This window comes from Streptosporangium amethystogenes (genome assembly GCF_000721075.1).
GTDB classification, from domain to species: domain Bacteria; phylum Actinomycetota; class Actinomycetes; order Streptosporangiales; family Streptosporangiaceae; genus Streptosporangium; species Streptosporangium amethystogenes.
Map to the genome: position 1 here is coordinate 127,017 of NZ_JOEQ01000006.1, position 25,215 is coordinate 152,231.

Consider the following 25,215-nt stretch of genomic DNA (forward strand, 5'->3'; position numbering starts at 1 on the left):
CGGGCATGGTGGACGATCTGATCATCGGCGGCGAGAAGTTCTCCTCCCGTCTCATCATGGGCACCGGGGGTGCCCCGTCCCTGGAGATCCTCGACGCGGCGCTCGCCGCCTCGGGGACCGAGCTGACCACCGTCGCGATGCGGCGGCTCGACCCGGCCGCGCGGGGCTCGGTGCTCGACGTGCTGCGCCGGCGCGACATCAGGGTGCTGCCGAACACCGCAGGGTGCTTCACCGCCGGGGAGGCCGTGCTGACCGCCAGGCTGGCCCGGGAGGCGCTGGAGACGAACTGGGTGAAACTTGAGGTCATCGCCGACGAGCGCACCCTGCTGCCCGACCCCATCGAGACCTTCGACGCCGCCGAGCGGCTGGTCGCCGACGGGTTCGTGGTACTGCCCTACATCGGCGACGACCCCGTGCTGGCACGCAGGCTGGAACAGGCGGGCTGTGCGGCGGTGATGCCGCTGGGGGCGCCCATCGGTTCCGGCCTCGGCATCCGCAACCCGCACAACATCGAGCTGATCGTGGAGTTCGCGAGCGTGCCGGTGATCCTGGACGCGGGGATCGGCACGGCCAGCGACGCGGCACTGGCCATGGAGCTGGGCTGTGACGCGGTTCTGCTGGCCACCGCGGTCACCCGGGCGCGGCGTCCGGAGCTGATGGCGCAGGCCATGCGCTCGGCCGTCGCGGCGGGCCGGGCGGCGCGCCTGGCCGGGCGGATACCCCGGCGTCGCTACGCGGAAGCCTCCTCCCCTCTTCATCGATAGAAAACGACCACGTCTCGGCATCGGTTTGGGATTCAGGGACCCTGTCGGCGTCAAATCGCCCGTAAACTCGGCCACGTGGACACGACGCTTACGGACCCCCTGGTCGGGAAACTCCTCGACGGGCGTTACCGCGTTGAGTCCCGGATCGCCCGGGGCGGAATGGCGACCGTCTATCTGGCCCTGGACATCCGGCTCGACCGCACTGTCGCCGTGAAGGTGATGCACCGCTCGCTCGCCGAGGACCCCGCCTTCGTACGGCGGTTCATCGGCGAGGCCAAGTCGGTGGCGAGCCTGTCGCACCCCAACGTGGTGCACGTCTTCGACCAGGGCACGGACGGTGACAACGTCTACCTCTCGATGGAGTACGTGCCGGGGCGGACCCTGCGCGACGTGCTCCGCGACCGTGGCAGACTGCCCGCCCGCGAGGCACTGGAAGTCATGATCCCGGTGCTCGCCGCGCTGGGCTCCGCCCACCAGTCGGGCCTGGTCCACCGGGACGTCAAGCCGGAGAACGTGCTGCTCGCCGACGACGGCCGGGTCAAGGTGGTGGACTTCGGCCTGGCCCGTGCGATCGAGGCGACCAACCAGACGCGCACCGGTGTCATGATCGGCACCATCGGCTACATGTCCCCCGAGCAGGTCACCTCGGGGGCCGCCGACGCCCGCAGCGACGTCTACGCGGCCGGCATCATGCTGTTCGAACTCCTGACCGGCCGCCAGCCGTACGAGGGCGACACCCCGATGTCGGTGGCCTACCGGCACGTACACGACACGGTGCCGGTGCCCTCCGCGCTGCTCCCCGGCTCTCCCCCGCTGCTCGACACCCTGGTGGCCAGGGCGACGGCCCGCGATCCCGCGAACCGTCCCGTGGACGCCACCGCGCTGCTGGTCGCCGCCGTCGACGCGCACCGGATGCTGCCCAGGGAGAGCGGCCCGGTGCCGTCCGTCCCCGTCGGGCCGCCGCACGCCCACGAAACCGTCATGTCCGCACCGCCCGCGCCGGCCAACCACACGCTGATCCAGCCCCGCGTCGAGTTGCCCATCAGCCCGGTGAGCGACCAGCCACCGCCCGTTTCCACCGGGCGCAAAATGTCCGGCGCCCGCTGGTTCCTGCTCGCGCTGGCCGTGGTCATGGTGATCGCGGTGGGAGTGACCGGCTGGCTGTTCTCACAGAACACCACCATCGTGGTGCCCTCCACCCTGGTGGGCAAGAACATCACGGTCGCCACCAGCGAGGCCAGGCAGCGCGGGTTCACCGTCGAGGAGGGCGAGGCCGAGCACGACGAGAAGGTGCCCAAGGGCAGCGTGCTCCGCACCGACCCCGTGGCGGGCACCGAGGCCGAGCCGGGGAGCAAGCTGATCCTGATCGCCTCGGCCGGCCCCAAGCGGGTCGCGGTGCCCAACGTGGTGGGCATGACCGAACCCCAGGCCAGGAGCAGGCTGGCGGAGGACTCGCTCGTCGTCAACAAGGTCAGGAAGCAGGCCAGCGACACCGTGCCGCGCGGCCAGGTGATGCGGACCGTCCCCGCCGTGGGAAACCCGGTCAAGGAGGGCAGCAAAGTCGACCTGGTCATCAGCGCGGGCCTGCTCATGCCGGACGTCATGGGCATGCCCCGCGACCAGGCGGACGGGGTGCTGCGCGGGGCGGGATTCGCTCCCGAGTTCGTCGAGCAGACCGACGCCGCCCAGCCGTGCACGGTCATCGCCCAGGACCCCCGGCCCAAGGCCGAGACCGACAAGGGCGCCGTGGTCCGGCTGACCCTTTCGCAGTGCGCCGGCGAGTGGCACTGGCCCTGGGAGAACAACGGCGAGCAGCCTCCCGCCGACGGCGGCAACGTCGTGCAGATCCCGAACATCATGTTCAAGGACTTCAGGGCGGCGCGCGACGAGCTGCGCGCCGCGGGGGTCACGGTGAAGTTGAGGCGGACCCTGGGCAAGGGCAGGGTACTGGCCCAGATCCCGCCGGGCGGCCAGACCGTCCCGACCGGCACCGAGGTCACCATCTGGTACTGACGGCCAGGCGGGCTCGGCGCCAGGTCCCGGCGAGACGGATCTCCGCGCTCCGGCCGGGCCCGGCGGCCGGGGCGAACCTCCGCGTCTCAGCCTTCGGTCAGGAGGCCGTGCAGGCGGATCCTGGCGAGACCGCCGTCGGGGTGGATGTCCACCCTGGCGTACGCGGCCTCGGGCGCGTCGGCGATGCGGAAGCGGTGCCGGGTGTCGGGCAACAGGCGGGTCCTGGGCAGCAGCGGGAACCAGGTGGCGCCGTCCGCGCTGCCGGTGACGGAGACCTCGGCGGGAGCGTTGAACACCAGGTTGGCGGTGTCGATCTCGGCGAGCCTGATGATCCCGGGCCCCGCCAGACGGATGACCAGCCAGTCGTTGCCGCCGTCACGGCGGCGGGCGGTCTCCCACCCCTCGGCCTGGTGGCGGGCGAGACCCGGGGAGATGGTGTTGTTGGGCGAGGAGTAGAACTCGTTGGAGCAGGCGGTGACGAGCGCGCCGTTCTCCAGCGCGGCCAGGTCCAGGCCGAGTCCCTGGTACACCGACAGGTCGGGCCTGACCTCGCCGTGCACCCGCAGCCTGGCGATGCCCCCGTCGGGGAACATGTTCAGCCGCACATGGGTGTATCGGCGCTCTGAGGACACCTCGAAGAAGTGCTCGGCGTCCCCCATGAGGTCGCTCATCGGAACGATCTCCACCCAGTCGGCCGCCTCCAACTCGGCGACCGTCGGATAGCCCTCGGCCTCGCACGCCTCGACGGAGGCGTGCGGCGGGTAGTTTCCCTTGAACCAGGCGGTGTCGATCACGATCCCCCGGACCACCCCGGGCATGCCGAGCCTGACCAGGGCCCAGTCGTGGCCGGGCTCGCGCCGCCTGCGGGTCTCCCAGCCGTCGTAGACCTGGCCCCTGGCGCCGAAGGTGTGCGGGCGGAAGCCGGGGCGCCCCGGCCTGATGAGGCTCTCCTTCTCCGCGAAGGACTCGTCGTTGGCCGCGATCACCGAGCCACCGAGGGCGCGCAGGGCAAGGTCGGGCAGTGCGGTGAACTCGATCAAGAAGAGAGCCTTTCTCGCGAGGAGCGGAATCCCGGCCGCCGGAGCGCTAGAGCAGGACGCCGCCGAAGTCCTTCCCCACGACCCGGCCGCGCAGCCAGGTCGTGCGGACCGCGCCGGTGAGCGTCCTGCCGTGATAGGGCGTTACCGGGTTCCTGTGGTGCAGCCTGGCGACGTCCACGGTGTGGACGGCGCCGGCGTCGAAGGCGACCAGATCCGCGTCGGCGCCCTCGACGATGGCGCCCTTGCCGCGCAGCCCGGCCAGTTCGGCCGGGCGGGTGGCCATCCAGCGCACCACGTCGCCCAGGCCGTGCCCGCGCCGCGCCGCCTCGGTCCAGACCGCGGTCAGGCCGAGCTGCAGGGAGGAGATACCACCCCAGGCGGCGGCGAAGTCGGGCACCTTCAGGTCGGGGGTGGAGGGCGAGTGGTCGGAGACGACACAGCCGAGCACCCCGTCGGCGAGCCCGCGCCAGAGTTCGTCGCGGTTGGCCGCGGTACGGATCGGCGGACAGCACTTGAACTGGGTGGCGCCCTCGGGCACCTCTTCGGCCACCAGCGTGAGGTAGTGCGGGCAGGTCTCCGCGGTCAGCCTGATCCCCTGCCGCCTGGCCCTGGCCAGCGGTTCCAGGCAGAGCACGGACGACACGTGCAGGATGTGCGCCCGCACCCCGGTCTCCGCGGCCAGCGCGGCGACCCGCTCGACGGCACGGCGTTCGGCCTCCCCGGGGCGGGAGTCGAGGAACTCCGGGTACCGCGGTCCCACCGGGTCCGCGAGCAGCGCGGGGTCCTCGGCGTGCACGACCAGCAGGCCGTCAAAGGAGGCGATCTCCACCATGGCCGCCCGCAGTCCGTCCGTGTCCAGCGGCGGGAACTCCTCCACCCCCGACGGGGACAGGAAGCACTTGAACCCGCGCACACCCGCCTCGTGCAGTGCCCTCAGGTCCGCGACGTTGCCGGGGATCGCGCCGCCCCAGAAGGCGACGTCCACCGCGCACTGCCCGTCCGCGGCGCTCCTCTTCACCGCCAGGGCGTCCGCGTTCACGGTCGGCGGCAGCGAGTTGAGCGGCATGTCCACGATGGTGGTCACCCCGCCCGCCGCGGCGGCCCGGGTGGCGGAGGCGAATCCCTCCCAGTGGGTCCTGCCGGGCTCGTTGACGTGCACGTGGGTGTCGACGAGGCCGGGCAGCAGCGCGACGCCGCCAAGGTCGACCTGTTCGGCGGCGGTCAACCGGGCGTCATGGGCATGCACCCCGACGATCTTCCCGTCCCTTACCGCGACGGCCGCCGGTCCCTCCTTCCCCGGCAACACGGCCCGGCGGGAGCGGATGACCAGATCCAGCACGTCCTCAGCCCTCGCGCTCATCGGCTCTCCGTTCCCGCCTGCTGCTCGCCGCGGAACGCGCCGGTCCGAGCGTCCGTACCCCGCCTGCGCTCATCGGCCCCGCGTCCCCTTCCCGCCGTACCCGGACGGCGCCGGAACGGCGCTCAAAGGTGCCTCTCGGCGACCGTGCGCGCGAGCCGTTCGAGCAGCGGGCCCGCCTGCGACATGCACACGGCCGGATCGGGCTCGATGTCGGTGAGCGCGTAGGCGGCCGTGATGCCTGCCGCGCTCAGCTCCTCGTCGCCGAGAGCCCGGCGCCCGCAGACCACGACGACGGGGACCCCTGCCTTGGCCGCGGCGCTCGCGACCCCCGCGGGTGCCTTGCCGCGCAACGTCTGCTCGTCGAGCGAGCCCTCACCGGTGACGACGAGGCGCGCACCCTCCAGGCGGTCGTGGAATCCGAGCAGGTCGAGGAGATATTCGATGCCGGGCCGGAACTCGGCGGCCAGGAAGGCCAGCGCGGCGAAGCCCACTCCCCCGGCGGCACCGGCGCCCGGCTGCCCGGCCACGCCCATCGAGCGGACGACGCCGTCGTGCTCGGCGGCCCCGACCAGGCCGTGGGTGTGCGCGGCGACGGCGGCCAGCCGGGCGAGGGCGGCGTCGAGCAGCCTCACCTCGTCGGGGCTCGCGCCCTTCTGCGGCCCGTACACGGCGGCGGCTCCGTGCGGACCGAGCAGCGGATTGTCCACGTCGCCCGCGACGACGAACTCAACATCATCAATCTTGATAAAGCCGGATTTATCGATTTTCGCCAGGTCACCGAGGGCGGCTCCGCCGAACGGGAGCTCCCGCCCGTCGGCGTCCAGGAAACGGACGCCGAGCGCCCGCATCATGCCCGTGCCCCCGTCGGTGCAGGCGCTGCCGCCGAGACCGAGCACGATCCGCCGGGCCCCGCGCCGTACGGCGTGGGCGATCAGCTCACCGGTGCCGTGGCTGGTCGCGGTGAGGGGTGCCGTCTCGACGCCCTCGTGCGCGAGCGAGCCCGCCGCCGAGGTGACCGGCCCCGAGGCGGGCGGCAACCGCCGCAGCCCTGACGCCTCGGCCAGCTCGACGACCGCGGTGGCCACGTCTCCTTCCCCGAGGGCGTCACGCCAGGCATAGGAGGAGCGGACCGGCTCACCGACGGGGCCGGTGACCTCGACCTCGACCCGGGTGAACCCGCAGGCCACGACCGCGTCCACGGTGCCGTCACCGCCGTCGGCCACCGGCAGCGCGACCGTGGCGACGCCGGGCCCGAGACCCGCGGCGATCCGCGCGGCGACCTCGGCAGCGGTCAGCGAGCCCTTGAACTTATCCGGGGCGATCACTACATGTCCCGACAACTCAGACAACCCTGCTCCCCAATCGCGAATGGGCGGCACGCGCCCCCCGCCGGTGCGAGCCGATGGGGAGCGGATGCCTGACCTCGGTGAAACGGAGCACAATCATCACATCCACCGCCGGACGTCCCCGACGCCCGGTCCTCAACCGCCGACCTCCTGGCCCGCGGTGAAGCCCTGCTCGGCGGCCAGCCGCATGAGGCGGCGGTGGGCCTCGCCACCGGCGCGGCCGAGTTCGTCCTGGGCGACGGTGCGCAGTTCGTCGTCCTCGACGACGGTCTCACCGCCCACCAGCAGCCGGGCCAGCGCTGGCTGCCGGGTGCCGAAGACCAGGGCGCAGACCGGGTCGGCGACCGCGGAGGCGAAGGCCCCGGTGCGCCAGAGGGCGATGTCGGCGAGCTTTCCCACCTCCAGCGAGCCGAGCTCCTCATGCCGGCCCAGGTTCCTCGCCCCGCCCAGGGTGGCCATCTCCAGGGCCTGACGGGCGGTGAGCGCGGTGGGCCCGTACCTGGCCCGCTGGAACAGCAGGGCCTGGCGCATCTCGCCGGAGAGCGAGGTGAGCTCGGCCGAGGCGCTGCCGTCCACCCCCAGGCCGACGTTCGCGCCCCTGCGCAGCATCTCGGAGACGCGGGCGATGCCGGCGCCGAGGCGGCCGTTGGAGCTCGGGCAGTGCGCTGAGCCGGTACCGGTCTGGGCGAAGACGTCGATGTCGCCGTCGCTCAGGTGGACGGCGTGGGCGAACCACACGTCCGGGCCGAGCCAGCCGAGCTTCTCCATGTAGTCGACCGGGCGCTGCCCGACCTGCCGCAGGCAGTGCTCCTCCTCGTCGAGGGTCTCGGCGAGGTGCGTGTGCAGCCGTACCCCCTTGGACCTGGCCAGCGCGGCGGCCTCGGTCATCAGCTCGGCGCTGACGGAGAACGGCGAGCAGGGGGCGACCGCGACGCGGAGCATAGAGGAGAAGGACGGGTCGTGGTAGGTGTCGACGGCCTCGGCCGTGGCGTCGAGGATCTCGTCGAGCCGTTCGACCACCACGTCCGGCGGCAGGCCACCCTGCGACCTCCCCCGGTCCATCGAGCCCCGGGCGGGGTGGAAGCGGATCCCGACCTCCCCGGCGGCCTCGATCTCCGCGGCGAACAGATCCCCGCGCCCGGACGGGAAGATGTAGTGATGGTCGCTGGAGGTGGTGCAGCCGGACAGGGCCAGATAGCCCAGCCCCGCGCCCGCCGCGCCCTTCACCACCTCGGCGTCCATGGCGGCCCACACCTGGTAGAGCGCCGTCAGCCACTCGAACAGGGTGGCGTCCTGGGCGAGCCCCTGGGAGGCCCACTGGTAGAGGTGGTGGTGGGTGTTGACCAGGCCGGGGGTGGCCAGGCAGCCGGTGCCGTCGATCCTGACCGCACCCGGTACGGCCGGGGCGGGGCCCGCGCCGAGCGCCACGATCCGGTCACCCTCGACGTGGATGTGTCCCACGGGGATCTCCGGGCCCACGACCGGGGCGATGTGCGCGTTCTCGATCAGGACGGCGCTCAACGAGACCCCTTCTCCTCGCCACGCGGCCCCGAACCCGCACCGGCCCTGCGGGCCGCGGCGAGGCGTACCGCGTCGAGGATCTTCTCGTAGCCGGTGCACCGGCACAGGTTGCCCGCCAGGGCCTCGCGGATCTCGGCGTCGGACGGGCGCGGGATCCGCTCGATCAGGTCGTGGGCCTGGACGACGAGGCCGGGGGTGCAGAAACCGCACTGGACGGCTCCGCATTCGACGAACGCCTCCTGGACCGGGTCGAGCCGGTCGCCGTCGGCGAGTCCCTCGATGGTGCGGACCACGCGGCCCTCGGCCTGCCCTGCCGCGACCAGGCACGCGCAGACGGGCACCCCGTCGAGGTAGACGGTGCAGGAGCCGCACTCGCCCTGCTCGCACGCGTTCTTGGAACCCGGCAGGCCCACCCGTTCGCGCAGCACGTACAGCAGGCTCTCGCCCTCCCAGACGTCGTCGGCGGTCTCGCTGCGGCCGTTGACCGTGAAGGTGACGCGCATCAGCCTGCCCTCCTCTCGAAGCGCCCGGAGCGCAGCTCGTGCCACGCCCAGGTCAGGGTGCGCCGCGCCATCACCGCGATGGCGTGACGCCGGTAGTCGGCGGTGCCGCGCACGTCGTCGATCGGCGAGGCGGCCTCGGCGGCCAGCTCGCCGAAGCGCCCGAGCAGCGCGGGGTCGAGCCGCGCCTCCCAGTCGAGTTCGGCGGCCAGGAACTCCTCGGCCGCGACGGCGCGCCGGGGGGTCGGGGCGGCCGAGCCGATGCCGGTGCCGACCCGGCGCTCCGCGGGATGGAGCGCGATCGCGAACGAGCAGACCGCGATCACCATGGCGTTGCGGGTACCGACCTTGGAGAAGTACTGCGGGCCGCTCGCGGGGCTCATCCAGAACGCCCTGATCAGCTCGTCGGGTTCCAGCGCGCTGCGTTTGACCCCGAGGTAGAAGGCCGCGGCCGGGATCATCCGCACGCCCCGGGCGGCGGAGGCGACCTCGATGACCGCGTCTCCCGCGAGCAGCGGCGGGTGGCTGTCCCCCGCGGGCGAGGCCGCGCCGAGATTGCCTCCCACCGTGCCCCGGTTGCGGATCTGCGGCGAGCCGACGGTGCGGGAGGCCTGGGCGAGACCCGGCAGCCGGTCGCCCAGCTCGGCGATCAGCCGGGCGTACGACACGCCCGCACCGACCCTGAGCCTGCCGTCCGCCTCCTCGCTCCAGGTCGCGAGTTCGGCGATCCGGTTCAGGTCGAGCAGTCCGGCGGGCCTTCGCACGTCGAAGTTGAGCTCGACCATCATGTCGGTGCCGCCCTGTATGGGCGCCACCTCCGGCCGGTCCGCCTTGGCGGCCAGCGCCTCCGCCCAGGTGGCGGGTCGCAGGAAATCCATGGTCATCACTCCCAGGCGAAGCGGGCGTCGGGGGTGTCGTCGCGGAGCACGCTGCCCTCGATCAGTCCGTAGGGACGGTCGGCGGCGTAGAACACCTCATTGGGGTTGTCCAGCCCGAAGGGGGTGAGATCCACCAGGAAGTGGTGCTTGTTCGGCATCGCCAGGCGCACCTCGCAGACCTCCTTCCGGGTGTTCAGCACCCGCTCGCCCATCGCGTAGAGCGTCTGCTGCAGTGACAGGCTGTAGGTCTCGGCGAACGCGCCGAGCAGGCAGCGGCGTACCTCGTCGTAGGACTCCCCGTAGTGGGAGTCCCCGTACGGGAACACGCCCGGCAGGTGCCGCCAACGGGCCGAGACCTCGGTGGCCAGGACACGGTCCCCGGTGGGTTTCAGGGTGGTGTACTCGTCCTGGGCGAAGCCGGAGAACTCCGACCCCGTCGAGTTGAGCACCACCAGGTCCTTCAGCCCGGAGACCACGGTGGTGGTGCCGTCCCGGTCGTGGTGGACGACGCAGGTGCGCGTCTCCCTGCCGGAGCGAACGAAGGAGTGCCGCCCACCCTCGGCTCCCGAGGCTTTCGGGATCCGGTCCCAGAAGTACTCCTCGATCTCCACCCGGGCGTGGTGGACCGTGGGCTGGGAGTCCACGTAGTGACGGGCCAGCAGGGTCGCGAAGTCCTCGATCTGGGCGACACCGTGCTTCCTGGCGAAGGCGTACACGGTGTTCTTCTGCGTGTCGGTCGGCAGGACCGCGGCGTTGTCGCCGGTGAGGTGGACCGCCTCCATGTCACCGGAGAGTGCCGAGCCGACGGTGACGTCCTTGAGGTGGTGGACGTCACCGTCCCTGACGACACGGACCAGGCGGGTCTCCGCCTTGCCGTAGCGGTTGGGTCCGAGAACGACGGGCATGCTAGCTCCCTCGGTACGTCGAGTAGGCGAACGGGCTGAGCAGCAGGGGCACGTGGTGACGCTCCCCCGGGTCCGCCACCGTGAAGTCGATCGAGACCCGCGGGTAGAAGGCGTCCACCGCGCGGGCGGCGAAGTACTCCCCGGTCTCGAAGACCAGCCGGTGGGCGCCCGCCCCGCACGTCCATCCCGCGATCCGCCCGTCGGCGTCGGTGACGCCCTCGGCGAGCACCTCGCCGTCCCGTTCCAGGCGTACGACGACACCCGCCGCCGGCCTGCCCAGGGCGGCGTCGAGCACATGCGTGGACAGACTCATACGGGACCTTCCGCAAGCGTGGGTTCGGGGAGCACGGTGCCTACCCGGCCTTTCCCGGAGGTACGGGGGTCATGGGCCACGGGGCGCGCGGAGTTCACGTGGCCGGTCCCGGAGACGGGTGGCCGCTTCCGAGGAGTTTCCCGAGCCGAAGGCGAGTGATCTTCGCGAGCTCGGCCCTGACCACGTCCCGCTCGGTGTCCTCGTCGTTGCCGAGCCGCTCGGTGAGGCGGGCCAGCATCTCCTCGGCCGACAGCCCGGTGGCGCAGATCAGGTAGACGTGGCCGAACCGCCGCTCGTAGGCGCGGTTGCCCTCCGCCAGCCGGTCCCGGACCTCCCGCCCCGCCGCCTCGACCCCCGACTGCTCGCGGCGGGACCAGGCCGCCTCCCTTCCGGAGCGACCGCCCTCGCGGGGCGGCTCGTCGATCCTGGGGTGGGCGGCCAGCGCCTCGTGCACACCGGACCAGTCCAGGCTCCGCACGGTGGCCTCCGCGACCTCGGCCAGCCGGCCGAGGTCGCGGTAGGGGCGCGACGCCGCCACCCGCGCGGCGAAGTCCCGGCAGGCGCAGCAGGCCAGCAGTTCGGCCTCGGCCTCCTCGGTGCCCAGCGCGTTGAAGGCGGCCAGCCCCGCGACCTGCGGCGCGGAGTGCAGGTTAGACATGGGAGCAGTACACACACCAGCGGCGCGTACAGTCCAGCGACAAGCGCCCCAAACTGTGCCAAGGGTTTGCCGCAGATTTCCGCAACATACTCCAAACCTGCTGGTACCCGGCGCTCAATCCTCTATGGAAGACGCGGTTGAGCGTTCCCCACCGGTCACCTCGCCCCAGAGTGCGGCGAGGGCAGGTCAGGCGGGCGGCCTGTCGGCTGTGAAGCGCCGGGAGGCGACGCCTAAACTGGGGACACCATGACTTCTCTCTCCCCCATCGGCGGACACGTCTCCGTCACCGGCGGCCTCGCCAAGGGCGGGCTGCGCTACGCCTCCGACGTCGGTGCCGAGATGATCCAGGTGTTCGTCACCAACCCTCGCGGCTGGGCGCTCGCCGTGGGCGACCCCGCCCAGGACGCCAAGCTCCGCGAGTCGGGCGTGCTCTCCTTCGTGCACGCGCCCTACCTGGTCAACATGGGCTCACCCAGCGCGGAAACGCTGGAGAAGTCGGTGGCCGCCGTGCGGCACAACCTGCTGCGCGGCCACGCGATCGGCGCGAAGGGAGTGGTCGTCCACACGGGGTCGGCGGTGAGCCAGTCCCGCGACGAGGCGCTGCGCCAGCTGCGTGAACACCTCCTGCCGCTCCTGGAGGAGATCCCCGACGACGGGCCCGACCTGCTGCTGGAGCCGATGGCCGGGCAGGGCGCGGTGCTCTGCGCGACGGTCCAGGACCTGGAACCCTACCTGGCGGCCCTCGACTGGCACCCCAAGGCGGGGGTCTGCTTCGACACCTGCCACGCCTTCGCCGCCGGGCACGACCTGTCGACCGCGGAGGGCGTCAAGGAGACTCTGGAGGCCCTGCACGCGATCGCCCCCGGGCGGCTCAAGCTGGTCCACGCCAACGACTCCAAGGACGTGTGCGACTCCAGGAAGGACCGGCACGAGAACATCGGCTCCGGCCACATCGGTGCCGAGCCCTTCGCCGACATGCTGAGCCATCCCGTGATGGCCGGGGTGCCGTTCTGCATCGAGACACCGGGCGGCGCCGAGAAGCACCGCGAGGACATCGAGGCGCTCAAGAAGCTCCGCGACCGGGTGGGTTCCCGACCTTCCTGAAGGTCGGACGGGACGCCCGTCCTCGTGATCCGGCCGCCCCCGTGTGGCCGGATCACGGTCCGGCCCGCTGGCTAACGCGGGCGTCCCGTCGTATCGGAGAGCGGCGACCCCTCCCCCTTCCGGTCAAGGACCCGGTGGCCGGATGCCGGCGGTCACCCCGTGTCCGCGCATCAGGTCCTGTGCGAGCCTTACGGCCCTGTCCCCCCTGATCCGGCGGGTCTCGCTCTCCGATGAGGGAACACTAGAGGCGTGTCCAGACGAGCGAGCGGCGCTTTTCCGCCAGCGCGATTAACGGTCAGTAGTTGTCGATGTGCGGAGAGTGCCGACACGACGAACGGCGCGCGGCGGGCGACGAACGGTCGATCGGGGGCTCGTGGGACCCCTGGGACCCGCTCGTGCCGGGGAAACGCCGATGAGCCGTACGACCGCGGAACGGCGCACGGAAGGCGCGAGGCCGGACGGCACGCGGAGACATGCGAGCAGAACGGCGACCGCGGAACGGCCGGCCGGAAGCCCGCGCGGGCGCGAATCACCGTGCGGGGCCCGCGGGGGTGGTGTGCCCCGGTTACCGCAGGGCGGCCGCGGAGGGCAGGGGCCTGGCCCGGACCACACCGGGGACGGCCGGGCGGTCACGGAACTGGCGGACCAGCCGTTCGCGGACCTCGCGGGCGTGCCGGCGGCTGACCGGAAGCGTCTCGTTGCCCACCCGGAGCATCACCCTGCCGCCGTCGAAGCGCAGCTCGCTCACATGCCGCACCGAGACCAGGGTGCTGCGGTGCACCCGGATGAACCCCGACCCCGCCCAGCGCCGCTCCAGGGCGGCCAGCGACATGCGGACCAGGTAGCTGCCCTCGTCGGTGTGGAGCCGGACGTAGTCGCCCTGCGCCTCGGCGAACCAGACGGCCTGCTGGGGCACGAACCGCGTCCGTCCCGCGAGCTCGACCGGGATGACGTCCTCCGGCACGGGTTCGGCCGACGCCGGAATCATGGACTCCAGGCGCCGTACCGCCTCGGCCAGTCGGTCGGCCCTGACCGGCTTGAGCAGGTAGTCGACCGCCTCCAGCTCGAAGGCCTGCACCGCGCACTCCTCGTGGGCGGTGACGAACACCAGCCGGGGCGGGTTGGGAAACCCCGCGATGAGCCTGGCCAGGTCGAGGCCGTCCAGTCCCGGCATCCGGATGTCGAGGAACACCCCGTCCAGCCGCTCGCCCGTGCCGAGCATCTGGACCATGTCCTGGAGCGCGGTGACCCCGCTCGCGGCCGTGGAGACGTGCTCGATACGGGGGTCCTGGCGGAGGAGATAGGCGATCTCCTCAAGGGCGGGGACCTCGTCGTCAACGGCCAGGACTCGCAACATGACCCCACGCTGCCCTCTGAACCACACCCGCCGCAAGCCTCATGGCAACTTCAGGTAATAGTTTGACTACAAATAGCTATTGGCGGGGTGGAGCTTGGGAACACGGAGCCGCACCGTCGTGCCCGCGTCCGGGGTGCTCTCCACGACCAGCCCGTAGTCCTCGCCGTAGATCTGGCGGAACCGCACATCGACGCCCGCCAGCCCGATTCCGCCTTCCTCTCCCGGCGGCGGCGCGGAGCCGTCGAGGAGCCCCCTGACCCGCTCGGGGGGCATGCCCAGGCCGTCGTCCTCCACGCTGATGTGGGCCTCGGCCCCGGCGTCACTGACCACCACCCGTACCTCTCCACGACGTCCCGCGGCGGCCACACCGTGCTTGACCGCGTTCTCCACCAGCGGCTGCAGGCAGAGGAACGGGACGGAGACCGACAGCACCTCCGGCGCGACCCTGAGGGTGAAACGGAGCCGGTCGCCGAACCTGGCACGTTCCAGGAGCAGGTAGCGGTCCACGCAGTGCAGTTCCTCGGCGAGGGTGGTGAAGTCGCGTGCCCGGCGCAGCGCGTACCGGTTGAAGTCGGCGAACTCCACCAGCAGCTCCCGCGCCCGTTCGGGGTCGGTGCGGACGAACGAGGCGATGGTGGTCAGCGCGTTGTAGACGAAGTGCGGAGACATCTGGGCGCGCAGCGCCCGCATCTCCGCCTCCATGGTCCGCCGCCGCGAGGAGTCGACCTCCGCCAGCTCCAGCTGCCCCGAGACCCACCTGGCGACCTCGGTGACGGTCCGCACCAGTGCCACGCTCACCACGGCGTCATACGCGGCGAGCGTCCCGACCACCCGCCCGTCGACGGTGAGCGGTACGACGACCCCACCCCTGGTGGCACAGTCCGGCGCGTCGCAGGCCGGCGCCTCCCCGGTCACCACGTGCGGGCGCGCCGAGGCCAGGACGATCCTGGCGTGCTCGGGCGCGTGGTCGCGGTGGCAGCCCACCGCGCCGTCCCAGGCGAGCAGACCGCCGCTGTCGGCGACCGCGACGGCATCGGTGCCCAGCAGGGTACGCAGGTGGCAGACCGCCTTGCGGGCGGACTCGTGGGTGAGCCCGGCCCGCAGCGAGGGAGCCGCCATCGCCGCGATGTGCAGTGTCAGGAAGGTGGCCTCGTCCGTCGGACCGCCCTGCCGGTCCGGGTGCCGCCGGCGCGGGCGGGGAAGGAGGAGTCCGAGAAGGGCACTGAAGGCGCAGAGCAGCACCCAGCCCATGGTCGACATGCGGAGAACCGTAGTCAACCCACCCCGGAGATCGGGGGCGAACGCCGATCACGGACCGATCAGGGCGGGCCTTCGCCCGCTTCCTCCTGATAGGAGTAGCGCTGCTCGCGCCAGGGGTCGGCGATGTTGTGATAGCCGCGCTCCTCCCAGAAGCCGCGCCTGTCCTCCAGCAGGTATTCCACGGCGCGCACCCACTTGACGCTCTTCCACGCGTACAGGTGCGGGACGATCATCCGCACCGGGAACCCGCGTTCCAGGGCGATGGGCTTCTCGTCCAACTCCAGCGCGAACATCGTCTGCGCGCGGTCGAAGTCGCCCATCCGCACGTTGGCGCTGTAGCCGTACTCACCCCAGATCATCACGTGCTTCACGCCGGGCGCGGGCGGGGCGAGCGCCATCAGTGTCGCCGTGGATATCCCGCCCCACTCGTTACCCATGATCGAGAACTTGGTGACGCAGTGGAAGTCGGCCATCACCGTGGTACGCGGCAGCGCGGAGAACTCGGGCCAGGTGAAACGGTGCTGCTCACCCGAGGCCGTCGCCCCCATGACGTGCAGCTGCCAGGTCTCCGGGCGGAACCGGGGCACCCGGCCGTAGTGGATCACCGGTCGGCCCCTGGGGATGTACTGACCCGGAGGCAGACGAGGCTCCTCCCACGAAGGTTCGGACTGCTCCACCATCACTCCCTCCGCCGTTTCCCCTATGGCACGTGGTAATCCTGCCATCGCGGACTTCCCGCCACCTCGGCGGCTACCAGATAACGTTCTCCCGCCTGGCGGGACGGAGGCGCTCTGACCGTGCGCTATCATTTCCCACTATGCGTACAGCGTTCTGGTTTTTTTATGGCGACGGACCCGTGAGTCGGACCGTTCGCCACCAGATGCTGCGCTGACAGCCTGGCGAACAGAAGGCCCCGGGTCCGGTTTCGGACTCGGGGCCTTCTGCTTTTCCCGGCCTTCATCGAACACACCACAGACCTCGGAGCCGGTCGGACCGGCCGGAGCCGTCGAAGAGGGAGAGACATGGTCATCGTCATGGGACCCGGCGCCACGGAGCAGGACGTCGAGGCGATCGTGGAGGTCATCGGCAGGGCGGGTGGCGAGGCGTTCGTCAGCCGGGGCGTGAGCCGCACGATCATCGGCCTGGTCGGCGACGTCGCCCAGTTCACCACCCTCGACCTGCGGGGCATGACCGGGGTGGCCGACGTGATGCGGGTGAGCGCGCCGTACAAGCTGGTGAGCCGCGACAACCACCCCGAGCGGTCCACGGTCCGCGTCGGCGGTGTGCCGATCGGTCCCGGCACGGTCACCCTGATCGCCGGCCCGTGCGCGGTGGAGACCCCCGAACAGACCCTTCAGGCCGCCCGGATGGCCGCTGCCGCCGGGGCCACCCTGCTGCGCGGCGGCGCCTACAAGCCCCGTACCTCCCCGTACGCCTTCCAGGGGCTCGGCGAGGCAGGCCTGCGCATTCTCGCCGACGTGCGCGAGCAGACCGGGCTTCCGGTCGTCACCGAGGTCGTCGACGCGGCCGACGTGGCACTGGTGGCCTCCTACGCCGACATGCTCCAGGTCGGCACCCGCAACGCGCAGAACTTCGCACTGCTCCAGGCCGTCGGCGCCGCCGGCAAGCCGGTGATGCTCAAGCGCGGGATGAGCGCCACCATCGAGGAGTGGCTGATGGCCGCCGAGTACATCGCCCAGCGCGGCAACCTCGACGTCGTGCTGTGCGAGCGCGGCATCCGCACCTTCGAGACCGCCACCCGCAACACCCTGGACGTCTCCGCGGTGCCGCTCGCCCAGCGACTGTCGCACCTGCCGGTCATCGTCGACCCGTCCCACTCCGGTGGCCACCGCGACCTGGTCCTGCCGCTCACCCGCGCCGCAATCGCGGCCGGTGCCGACGGCGTGATCATCGATGTCCATCCGCGCCCCGACCAGGCCCTCTGCGACGGCCCCCAGGCACTGGTCGACGGCGACCTGGACGAACTGGCCCGGGTGATGGAACGGTTCCCGCCGCTGCTGGGCAAGGTCGCGGCCGTCGACGCCCTGGCCCCCGCCTGACCCACCCGCTCGCCACGGCCCCCGCCCCCGGGTACGCCCCCGGGGCCGGGTGATCCGCCCTCAGGCGTCGAGCCGGTACTCCTGCAGGGATCCGGCGAGCTGGACGGCGAGCTCCTCGGCGTCCAGGCGACGTTCGATCTTCCTCAGGTCGGCGACCTTCGCGGCGGTCTCGGCGCGACGGGGGGCAAGCAGCGAGCAGCAGTCCTCGTCCGGCAGTTCGGAGATCGCCAGGGTTCCGATGCGGCGGGCCTCGGCCATGATCTCGGTCTTGTCGAGGCCGATGAGCGGCCGCAGGATCGGCATGTCGACCGCGTCGTCCTGGGCGGTGATGTTCTGCAGGGTCTGCGAGGAGACCTGGCCCAGGGAGTCGCCGGTGACCAGGGCACCGGCACGCAGGCGGCGGGCGACCTCCTCGCTGGTCTTCAGCATCAGACGGCGCTGGGTGATCACCGCCAGGCGGTCCTGGCCGGAGGCCTTGATGGACTGCTGGGCCTTGCCGAAGGGGACGACCCACAGCCGGGACCCGCCCTGGAACCTGTCGAGTGCCCTGACCAGCGCGTACGCCTTGTAGATGGACTCGGAGGTGGTGAAGGGGATGCCGGAGAAGTGCAGGAAGTCGACGCGCAGGCCGCGGCGCATCATCCGGTAGGCGGCCACCGGGGAGTCGATGCCACCGGACATCAGGACCAGGCCCCGGCCACTGGTGCCGACCGGCAGCCCGCCCTGGCCCGGCAGCCCGCCGGTGAAGACGAACGCCTCGTCGCGATCGACCTCGATGGAGACCACCAGCTCGGGGCGCTTCAGGTCGACCGGCAGTCCGTAGATGTCGTTGAGCTCGCCGCCGACCGAGCGGTCCAGCTGCATCGAGGTGAGCGGGAAGCGCTTGTCGCGGCGGCGGGAGCGGACCGCGAAGGAGACGCCGCGCCTGACGTCGTCGCGGTCGGCCAGCAGCTCGATGGCGGCCTTGGTGATCGCCGAGGGGTCCTTGGCCACCCGCCAGGCGCGGTGGATCCAGACCAGCCCGGGAACGTACGAGACACGCTCGGCGACCGTGTCCGCGACCTCGACCCCGGTGCCGTCCGGCAGGAAGAGCGCGATGACGCCGTGACGCTGCCGGACGTCGACCTTGACGCCGACATCCTTCAGAGCGGCCTTGATGTTGGCCTGCAACCTCCGCTCGAAGAGCTCACGGTTGTTGCCCTTGAGGACGACCTCGCCCAGTTTGAGCAGAACGCAGGGCTCGCCCAAGGCGGACATGGTCATGGTGCAACCTCCGGTAGAACTTCGAGGGGATATGAGGGGATTCGCGGTGGGGCTTCGTCAAGTCTCTCGCGCGTTGGCGTAAAGACAACCTCTCGGCCTTGTCACTTTAGTCGGGACTACGACTCGTCGAGGCCCTGCTCGATCGCGTAGCGGGCCAGTTCCACCCGATTGTGGAGCTGAAGCTTGTTCAGCGTGTTCTGGACGTGGTTCTGCACGGTCCGGTGGGCGAGCACGAGACGCTCGGCGATCTGCTTGTAGGACAACCCCTTGGCGACCAGGCGGAGCACCTCGGTCTCCCGCTCGGTCAGGCGGGGCGTCGCCTCGGGCGCGGATCTGGCCGCCAGCCTCCGGTACTCCCCCAGCACGAGCCCGGCCAGCCCGGGGGTGAAAACCGCGTCGCCCCCCGCGGTGCGCCGGACCGCGTCGAGGAACTCCTCCTTGCTCGCGGATTTCAGCAGGTATCCGGAGGCTCCCGCTTTGATGGCCTCCAGCACGTCCTCCTGCTCACCACTGGCCGACAGCACCAGCACCCTGGGCGGCGGCTCCGCGGCGGCCAGCCTCCTGGCCACCTCGACCCCCGGCAGGTCGGGCAGCCGCAGGTCCAGCACCACCAGCTCGGGCCGGACCGCCGCGGCCACCCGGACCGCCTGCCGCCCCTCCCCGACCGCGGCCACCACCTCGTATCCGGCCTCGGCCAGGTCCCTGGCCACCCCGTCCCTCCACATCGGGTGATCGTCCACCACCATCACGCGCATTGGCCTACCTTAGGCCCGTTCCTCCGGAGATGTCCGTCCACCGTCGCGTCTAGCCGGTCGGCACCGACATCTCGATCTCGGTGCCCCGGCCGGGAGCGGAGATCACACTGACCGTGCCGCCGAGGTCCGCGACACGGCCCCGGATGGACTGCGCGACGCCGAGCCGCCCGTCGGCGGCGGCCTCCTCCAGGCGTCCGGGTGCCATGCCCGGCCCCTCGTCCCTGACGGTCACGGTGACCAGCCCGTCGTCACTCTCGGCGAAGACCCACGCGGGCGCGCGTACCCCGCAGTGCCGGGCGACGTTGTCCAGGGCTGCTCCGACCGCGGCGGCCATCTCCGCCGCGGTGGCCGCGGGCAGGATCAGCGGGGTCGCCGGGGCCGAGACGGTGACCGTGGCCGAGCCGTACCTGTGCAACAGGGCGCACAGGTCCGCGGTGCCCGCGGCGGGTGCCTCGGGCCTGAGCCTGACCAACTCGCGCAGGGCGGCCTCCTGCTCGCCCGCGAGCCTGCCCAGCTCGGCCGCCTCACCGCCGATCTCCTGCCCGCGCCGCTGAACCAGCGCGAGCACCTGAAGCACCGAGTCGTGGATTCCCCGGGCGAGCCGCTCCCGCTCCCGCCCCGCGACCTCCAGTTCGATCGCCCGCTCCATGCGCTCCTCGGCCTTCTTGGCCAGCCGGGCGACGTGCCCGACGACGGTCCCGGCGAGGAAGAGCAGGACGGTGCCGTTGATCGGCAGCGTCTCGAAGCCGCCTCCAGGGACGCCGTGCAGCCACAGGTCGGCCAGTGAGACGATCAACGCGGCCACGGCCCCCAGCCGCCGTCCGCCGTACACGCCCCAGGCGAGCACCGCGCCGCCCATCCAGGTGCCGGTGATCGGCAGGCTGCCCTCCTGGTAGACGCCCTGCGCCATCGGGGTGGCGAGCAGGCAGCCCACGGTCACGAGCATGTCGGCGGCGAGCAGCGGCCGGCCGCGGAGCTCCTCGACGGAGTAGGCGAAGATCGTCCCCGCGGTCCACAGCGCCATGACGCCGATCACCAGCCAGCCGGTCACCGGGTGGGCGTACCCCCCGGCACGGATGAGCAGAACCGCCGCGTAGCCAAGGGATGCGACGCGAAACACCGCGACCGCCCGCCAGAACGGCCCCTCGATTCCGGTCACCCGCCAGCCCTACCTCTCAGCAAGAAAGCGGCGTAGTGCAATAATCCACCGATTTCTCTCTCACGAAAAACTGGAACATGTCCCACGTAGATCACTTTTCTTACGGCCTGCTCACCCCCGTTCTGGCCTATGTCATGTCGAGCGTCGGATGCATGCTCGGCCTCCTGCTCACCGCCAGAGCCCGCGAGACGGTGGGGGCGGCACGGGTCCGCTGGCTGGCGAGCGGGGCACTGTCCATCGGCGGCACCGGCATCTGGGTCATGCACTTCGTCGCCATGATGGGCTTCTCCGTGGGCGACGGCCAGATCCGCTACGACGTGCCGCTGACGATCGGCTCGGCGGCCCTGGCCGTCGTCGTCGTGGGCGTGGGCCTGTTCCTGGTCTCCTACCGGGGCGAGAGGTTCGTGCCGCTCGTCTCCGGCGGTGTGCTCACCGGTCTCGGCGTGGCGGGCATGCACTACATCGGCATGTTCGCGATGAGGATGCCGACCCACCTCTCCTACGATCCGACGCTGGTCGGGATCTCGGTCGCGATCGCGATCGCCGCGTCCGTCGTGGCGCTCTGGTTCAGCCTGCGGGTCAGCGGCATGCTCGCCACCGGCGGCGCCGCGATGATCATGGCCCTGGCGGTCTGCGGCATGCACTACACCGGCATGTTCGCGCTCGAGGTGCGTCCCCGGCTCTCACCCGCGCCGCTCGGGGGGGCCAAGGGCATCGACTTCATGCTGCCCACACTGGCCGTGTTGGGCCTGCTGACCCTCGGCCTGCTGCTCACCGTCGTCCTGTCGCCGTCACAGCCGGAGCTGGACCACGACGCCGTCCTGCTGGCCAGGCTGGAGAACCGCCGCGCCGAGGCCCGGCTGCAGGAGCCGGTCGCCCCGCCCGCCGCTCAGGCACCGAAGAGCCGGTCTCTGTTCGACTCCCCAGAGCGATGATGTACGGCTCGCGCCCGCTGGGCCGCTTGTTCAGGGCGCAAGCCGTACATGGAGGGGAATCGCAGGCGGCCGGCCGCCCGGTCAGGAGGCTAGGGCCGGCCACTTGCAGAACGCTTGCAGGCGGCCACTCTCCGCGGTGGACCGCGGTGGCGTCTCAGCCGAAGAAGACCTCGGCCTCCTCGTAGCGGCTGGCCGGCACGGTCTTCAGCTCCCTGGTGGCCTCGTCGAGACCCACCCGCACGATCTCGGTGCCCTGGAGGGCGACCATCTTGCCGAAGTCGCCGTCCTGCACCGCGTCGATGGCCTGCAGGCCGAATCTGGTGGCCAGCACCCGGTCGAAGGCCGTGGGGGTGCCGCCACGCTGGATGTGACCGAGCACCGTGGTGCGGGCCTCCTTGCCGGTGCGCTTCTCGATCTCGCTGGCGAGGTTCTCACCGATGCCGCCGAGCCTCACGTGGCCGAAGGCGTCGAGCTCGCCCGCCTGCAGCGCCATCTGGCCCTCGACCGGGTGCGCACCCTCCGCGACCACGATTATCGGTGCGTACTTCGTCTTGAAGCGGGACTCGACGTAGGCGCAGACCCGGTCGATGTCGAAGGGCTTCTCCGGGATGAGGATGACGTTGGCGCCGCCCGCCATGCCGGCGTGCAGGGCGATCCAGCCCGCGTGGCGGCCCATGACCTCACAGATCAGCGCGCGGTGGTGGGACTCGGCGGTGGTGTGCAGGCGGTCGATCGCCTCGACGGCGATGTTGACCGCCGTGTCGAAGCCGAAGGTGTAGTCGGTGGCGTTGAGGTCGTTGTCGATCGTCTTGGGCACGCCGACGACCTTCACCCCCTTGTCGAAGAGCTGCTTGGCCACACCGAGGGTGTCCTCACCGCCGATCGCGATCAGCGCGTCGACACCGCCCTTCGCAAGGTTCTCCTTGATCTTCTCGACACCGCCGTCGATCTTGATCGGGTTGGTCCGCGACGAGCCCAGGATCGTCCCGCCGCGCGGCAGGATGCCGCGTACGGCCTCGATGTCCAACGGCATGGTCTCGCCCTCGAGGGGGCCCCGCCAGCCGTCGCGGAACCCGACGAACTCATGCCCGTGGACGCCCACTCCCTTACGCACGACAGCGCGGATAACGGCGTTCAGGCCGGGGCAGTCGCCGCCCCCGGTGAGCACTCCGATACGCATGACATCCTCCGGTTATGAGTCCGAGCCAAGATGATCAGACTAAAGGGCATGGGTCGGTCGGCGACGGATTTCCGCCACCGACGGAACGCATTCTGCCGTCAGATGCGCCAGTGGTCTAGACCAAATAGAACTAGTCCCCTCACAGGTGGCCTCCCGCGATCGACGGAGAAGCGACATATGGGCGCCTTCCCCGGCCCCGAGGTCCGGTTCCGAACGGGTCGCGTGCGTCACGGGCAGGTCAGGTGCGCCGACGGGATTCCGGACTCGGGAATTCCCTGCCACCCCATGGGTCATACCCGCTCGGAACCACCGATCCCCTCCTCACCGCGGCTCAGGGCAGCGGCAGCACACAGGACGGGGTGCCGACGGCGAAGACCTCTCCCGCGGGCCGCGGGACACCGTCCTTCAGCGGGAGCACGGTGACGGTGTCCGAGTGCTGGTTGGCCACGTACATGCGGCCGTCGGCGATGGCGAAGTGCCTCGGCCAGGCGCCGCCGCAGGCGACCTCCGCGACCGGCTTCAACTCGGGGCCGGCGAAGACCGAGATCGTGTCGGGACCCCGGTTGGCGACGTAGACGAGCTCGCCGCGGGCCTCCAGGTGTGAGGGCTGGTTCCGCCCCCCGCTCCCGCTGGCCGGGGCGACGTGGATCTCGCGCCATTCGGCGTCGTAGGCGCGCACGGTGCCGTCCAGCTCTCCCGCCACGTACCGGTGGCCGCCCGCCATGACCATGTGCCGAGGACCCATGCCGGGCGCGAGCCTGACCGGCCCTTCCGGATGCGGGACCACCTCGTCACCGACCAGGTAGCGACGGATCTCGTCGGCACCCAGGTCACTCACGTACAGCACGCCGTCGGGGCCGAAGACCGCCTGGTGGGCGTGGGCCCCCTCGCGATAGGGGAAGATCCACGTGTTGGTCAGCAGGCCGGATCCGTCGATGCCGTGCACGCTGAGGGTGCCGTCGCCGTAGTTGGTCACCGCCAGGCGCGTGCCGGTGGGGTCCACCGCCAGGTGGCAGGGGGCCGTCCCCTCGCTGGGCCGTTGCGCGAGCGGGCTCAGCCTGCCGTCGACGGCGCGAGCGAAGACGCCGACCGTACCGCGCTCGCTCTCCCCCACCGCGTACAGGACCGGGAGGACCGGGTGAACGGCGAGGAACGACGGCCCGGAGGCGGGCGTCTCTCCGAGCCGGGCGAGGCTGCCCAGCTCTATCAGGGTGATCCCCGGCCCGGATCCTTCGGTGTCCGGGGTGTACCCACCGATGTACGCGACCTCAGCCATCATGCTCCCGCCATGGGCACGGCACGCGCCGCCCCAGCTCATCGTCCGTTCCAAGGCAAAATTCGAAGTTAGCGCAGTTAGCCGGTGATCTCACAGTCGCCTGCCCGGAAAGATCTCCGCCATTTCGTTGACCTGGTCAATGAATTCGTTGATGCTGTCAAGCATGGAGAGACACGTCGCGGAGGTCCGGGCCTTCAACCGCTTCTACACCCGGCTCATCGGCGTGCTCCACCAGGGCATCCTGGACACTCCCTACTCGCTCACCGAGATGAGGGTGCTGTTCGAACTGGACCGGGCGGACCGCATGGAGACCGGCGACCTGCGGCGGCTGCTCGGGCTCGACGCCGGATACCTCAGCCGGATGCTCGCCAGGTTCGAGGGCGACGGGCTGGTCGTCCGGAGGCGGTCCGCCACCGACGCCCGGCGGCAGGTGGTCGAACTGACCGACGAGGGCCGGACCGGGTTCGCGCTCTTCGACGGGCGCGCGGCCGAACAGGTACGCGAACTGCTGGCCGGGGTGACCGACGAGGACCGCGGGCGGCTGGTCGCGAGCATGGCGGCCATCGAGGAGATCCTCGGCCGGAAGCCGAGAACGGGCCCTCCCTATCTTCTGCGCCCGCTGCGTTCGGGCGACATCGGCTGGGTGATCTACCGGCACGGCACGCTCTACAGCTCCGAGCAGGGCTGGGGCATGGACTTCGAGGCGCTGGTGGCCAGGGTCGCGGCCGACTACGTGGACCACCACGACCCGGCGCGCGAGGCGGGCTGGATCGCCGAGGTGGACGGCGAGCGGGCCGGCTGCGTCTTCTGCGTGCGCAAGGACGACGAGACGGCCCAGTTGCGGTTGCTGCTGGTCGAGCCGTCCGCACGGGGCATGGGCATCGGCGGCCGGCTCGTGGCGGAGTGTGTGCGCTTCGCCAGGGCCGCGGGCTACCGGCGGATGCGGCTGTGGACCAGGGACGTGCTGCTGGACGCCAGGCGCATCTACCGGGCGGCGGGCTTCGAGCTCATCGAGAAGGAGCAGCACGGCGACATCGTCGACGAGATCTGGGTCCGCGACCTCTGATCCCACCCCGGCCGTCGTCGACGACGTCACGCGGCGAGGTTCGGCCAGTGATCCCGCTCACCCTGATTCCCTCTTTATAGAGGTGACGCCGCCGGCACCGGCGGCGTCACCGCGAGCGCCGCGCTGTGAGGAGAAGTGGAGGCGGTCGCCGCCCGGTGAGAAGGCGGGTCCGGTGATCTCCGACCTGGCGTGGCCCGCGATCCGCAGGACGGGGATGACGATCCGCTCGGGAGTGATCAGGTTGATCTGCATGTCACCGCCGTCCTCGGCGACGTAGAGGTCCCCGGACGGGGTGCCGGTGATGTTGTCGACACCGTTCAGCGGGGCGTCGGCGTCGTAGACGACACCGAGGTGCTCGTTCTCCGTGTCGTAGGCCCACACCCGGTTGTCGCCCTCGGTGGTGAAGAAGAACGCCGAGACTCCCTGAGCGCAAACTTTGCGCCAATCGGAGGACAAACATCCGCCAAACCAGGTCGGTCTATCACCAAGATCGCCATCTGTC

24 protein-coding genes are annotated in these 25,215 nt (G+C 71.2%); 6 read left to right on the top strand and 18 right to left on the bottom strand.

The features are described from left to right. Positions 1-5 precede the first annotated feature (5 nt). The gene (locus IG98_RS0111950; protein WP_051752013.1) at positions 6-764 is read left to right on the top strand and encodes a thiazole synthase; all 759 of its coding nucleotides are present in this window, start codon (positions 6-8) and stop codon (positions 762-764) included. 75 nt (positions 765-839) lie between these two features. Then, complete coding sequence (gene pknB / locus IG98_RS0111955) at positions 840-2,777, top strand: Stk1 family PASTA domain-containing Ser/Thr kinase (protein WP_030910046.1); 1,938 nt, start codon at positions 840-842, stop codon at positions 2,775-2,777. Between the two features lie 86 nt (positions 2,778-2,863). On the opposite strand, the gene alc is transcribed toward pknB, so the two are convergent. The 9 genes from alc to uraD form a co-directional block, all read right to left on the bottom strand. Next, positions 2,864-3,817: an allantoicase gene (gene alc / locus IG98_RS0111960; protein WP_030910050.1), complete on the bottom strand. Its 954-nt coding sequence runs from the start codon at positions 3,815-3,817 to the stop codon at positions 2,864-2,866. Positions 3,818-3,863: 46 nt separating this feature from the next. Next, a complete protein-coding gene (gene allB, locus IG98_RS0111965) occupies positions 3,864-5,177 on the bottom strand; it encodes an allantoinase AllB (protein ID WP_030910054.1) in 1,314 nt (437 codons plus the stop codon). 122 nt (positions 5,178-5,299) lie between these two features. Beyond that, the gene (locus tag IG98_RS0111970) at positions 5,300-6,499 is read right to left on the bottom strand and encodes a glycerate kinase (protein WP_245651520.1); all 1,200 of its coding nucleotides are present in this window, start codon (positions 6,497-6,499) and stop codon (positions 5,300-5,302) included. Between the two features lie 159 nt (positions 6,500-6,658). Then, entirely contained in the window at positions 6,659-8,044 is a 1,386-nt protein-coding gene (locus IG98_RS0111975; RefSeq protein WP_211263952.1) for an 8-oxoguanine deaminase, read from the bottom strand. Beyond that, on the bottom strand, positions 8,041-8,547 hold the full coding sequence (locus tag IG98_RS0111980; RefSeq protein ID WP_030910063.1) for a (2Fe-2S)-binding protein: 507 nt from the start codon (positions 8,545-8,547) through the stop codon (positions 8,041-8,043). Before IG98_RS0111980 ends, IG98_RS0111975 begins: the two co-directional genes overlap by 4 nt. Next, positions 8,547-9,422, bottom strand: coding sequence for an FAD binding domain-containing protein (locus IG98_RS0111985; protein WP_030910066.1), 876 nt, complete (start codon positions 9,420-9,422; stop codon positions 8,547-8,549). The genes IG98_RS0111980 and IG98_RS0111985 overlap by 1 nt, the downstream gene beginning before the upstream one ends. Before the next feature lie 5 nt (positions 9,423-9,427). Then, the gene (pucL, locus tag IG98_RS0111990; RefSeq protein ID WP_030910069.1) at positions 9,428-10,327 is read right to left on the bottom strand and encodes a factor-independent urate hydroxylase; all 900 of its coding nucleotides are present in this window, start codon (positions 10,325-10,327) and stop codon (positions 9,428-9,430) included. Position 10,328: 1 nt separating this feature from the next. Further along, complete coding sequence (uraH, locus tag IG98_RS0111995; RefSeq protein WP_030910072.1) at positions 10,329-10,640, bottom strand: hydroxyisourate hydrolase; 312 nt, start codon at positions 10,638-10,640, stop codon at positions 10,329-10,331. 94 nt (positions 10,641-10,734) lie between these two features. Next, positions 10,735-11,298, bottom strand: a complete 564-nt coding sequence (gene uraD / locus IG98_RS0112000; protein ID WP_030910075.1) for a 2-oxo-4-hydroxy-4-carboxy-5-ureidoimidazoline decarboxylase — start codon at positions 11,296-11,298, stop codon at positions 10,735-10,737. A gap of 246 nt (positions 11,299-11,544) precedes the next feature. Here uraD and IG98_RS0112005 point away from each other — a divergent pair, with 246 nt between their 5' ends. After that, positions 11,545-12,402, top strand: a complete 858-nt coding sequence (locus IG98_RS0112005; protein ID WP_030910078.1) for a deoxyribonuclease IV — start codon at positions 11,545-11,547, stop codon at positions 12,400-12,402. Positions 12,403-12,967: 565 nt separating this feature from the next. Here IG98_RS0112005 and IG98_RS0112010 read toward each other — a convergent pair. The 3 genes from IG98_RS0112010 to IG98_RS0112020 form a co-directional block, all read right to left on the bottom strand. After that, positions 12,968-13,759, bottom strand: a complete 792-nt coding sequence (locus IG98_RS0112010) for a LytR/AlgR family response regulator transcription factor (protein ID WP_051752026.1) — start codon at positions 13,757-13,759, stop codon at positions 12,968-12,970. Positions 13,760-13,825: 66 nt separating this feature from the next. Next, a complete protein-coding gene (locus IG98_RS0112015; protein ID WP_030910084.1) occupies positions 13,826-15,019 on the bottom strand; it encodes a histidine kinase in 1,194 nt (397 codons plus the stop codon). Between the two features lie 59 nt (positions 15,020-15,078). Continuing rightward, positions 15,079-15,699 carry a molybdopterin-dependent oxidoreductase gene (locus IG98_RS0112020; RefSeq protein WP_030910087.1) on the bottom strand — a complete coding sequence of 207 codons (621 nt, stop codon included), beginning with the start codon at positions 15,697-15,699 and terminating at the stop codon, positions 15,079-15,081. 342 nt (positions 15,700-16,041) lie between these two features. Here IG98_RS0112020 and aroF point away from each other — a divergent pair, with 342 nt between their 5' ends. Continuing rightward, positions 16,042-17,079 carry a 3-deoxy-7-phosphoheptulonate synthase gene (gene aroF / locus IG98_RS0112025; protein ID WP_030910090.1) on the top strand — a complete coding sequence of 346 codons (1,038 nt, stop codon included), beginning with the start codon at positions 16,042-16,044 and terminating at the stop codon, positions 17,077-17,079. A 60-nt stretch (positions 17,080-17,139) separates the two neighbouring features. Here aroF and thiI read toward each other — a convergent pair whose 3' ends face one another. From thiI to macS, 3 genes are all read right to left on the bottom strand, one after another. After that, positions 17,140-18,342 (bottom strand): tRNA uracil 4-sulfurtransferase ThiI, encoded by a 1,203-nt coding sequence (gene thiI, locus IG98_RS0112030; RefSeq protein WP_030910093.1) that lies wholly within the window; start codon positions 18,340-18,342, stop codon positions 17,140-17,142. A 116-nt stretch (positions 18,343-18,458) separates the two neighbouring features. Continuing rightward, entirely contained in the window at positions 18,459-19,097 is a 639-nt protein-coding gene (locus IG98_RS0112035; protein WP_030910096.1) for a response regulator, read from the bottom strand. A 49-nt stretch (positions 19,098-19,146) separates the two neighbouring features. Then, positions 19,147-20,256, bottom strand: coding sequence for a MacS family sensor histidine kinase (gene macS, locus IG98_RS0112040; protein ID WP_051752014.1), 1,110 nt, complete (start codon positions 20,254-20,256; stop codon positions 19,147-19,149). 77 nt (positions 20,257-20,333) lie between these two features. On the opposite strand from macS, the gene IG98_RS0112045 reads away from it, so the two are divergent. Further along, positions 20,334-21,191, top strand: coding sequence for an MHYT domain-containing protein (locus tag IG98_RS0112045; protein ID WP_030910101.1), 858 nt, complete (start codon positions 20,334-20,336; stop codon positions 21,189-21,191). A 154-nt stretch (positions 21,192-21,345) separates the two neighbouring features. Here IG98_RS0112045 and IG98_RS0112050 read toward each other — a convergent pair whose 3' ends face one another. Together IG98_RS0112050 and IG98_RS0112055 are read right to left on the bottom strand one after the other, a co-directional pair. Next, positions 21,346-22,371: a 6-phosphofructokinase gene (locus IG98_RS0112050; protein ID WP_030910104.1), complete on the bottom strand. Its 1,026-nt coding sequence runs from the start codon at positions 22,369-22,371 to the stop codon at positions 21,346-21,348. A gap of 331 nt (positions 22,372-22,702) precedes the next feature. Beyond that, positions 22,703-23,650: a lactonase family protein gene (locus IG98_RS0112055; protein ID WP_051752015.1), complete on the bottom strand. Its 948-nt coding sequence runs from the start codon at positions 23,648-23,650 to the stop codon at positions 22,703-22,705. Between the two features lie 160 nt (positions 23,651-23,810). Here IG98_RS0112055 and IG98_RS0112060 point away from each other — a divergent pair, with 160 nt between their 5' ends. After that, a complete protein-coding gene (locus IG98_RS0112060) occupies positions 23,811-24,713 on the top strand; it encodes a bifunctional helix-turn-helix transcriptional regulator/GNAT family N-acetyltransferase (RefSeq protein WP_211263953.1) in 903 nt (300 codons plus the stop codon). 57 nt (positions 24,714-24,770) lie between these two features. On the opposite strand, the gene IG98_RS0112065 is transcribed toward IG98_RS0112060, so the two are convergent. After that, positions 24,771-25,169: a hypothetical protein gene (locus tag IG98_RS0112065; RefSeq protein ID WP_030910112.1), complete on the bottom strand. Its 399-nt coding sequence runs from the start codon at positions 25,167-25,169 to the stop codon at positions 24,771-24,773. Positions 25,170-25,215 lie beyond the last annotated feature (46 nt).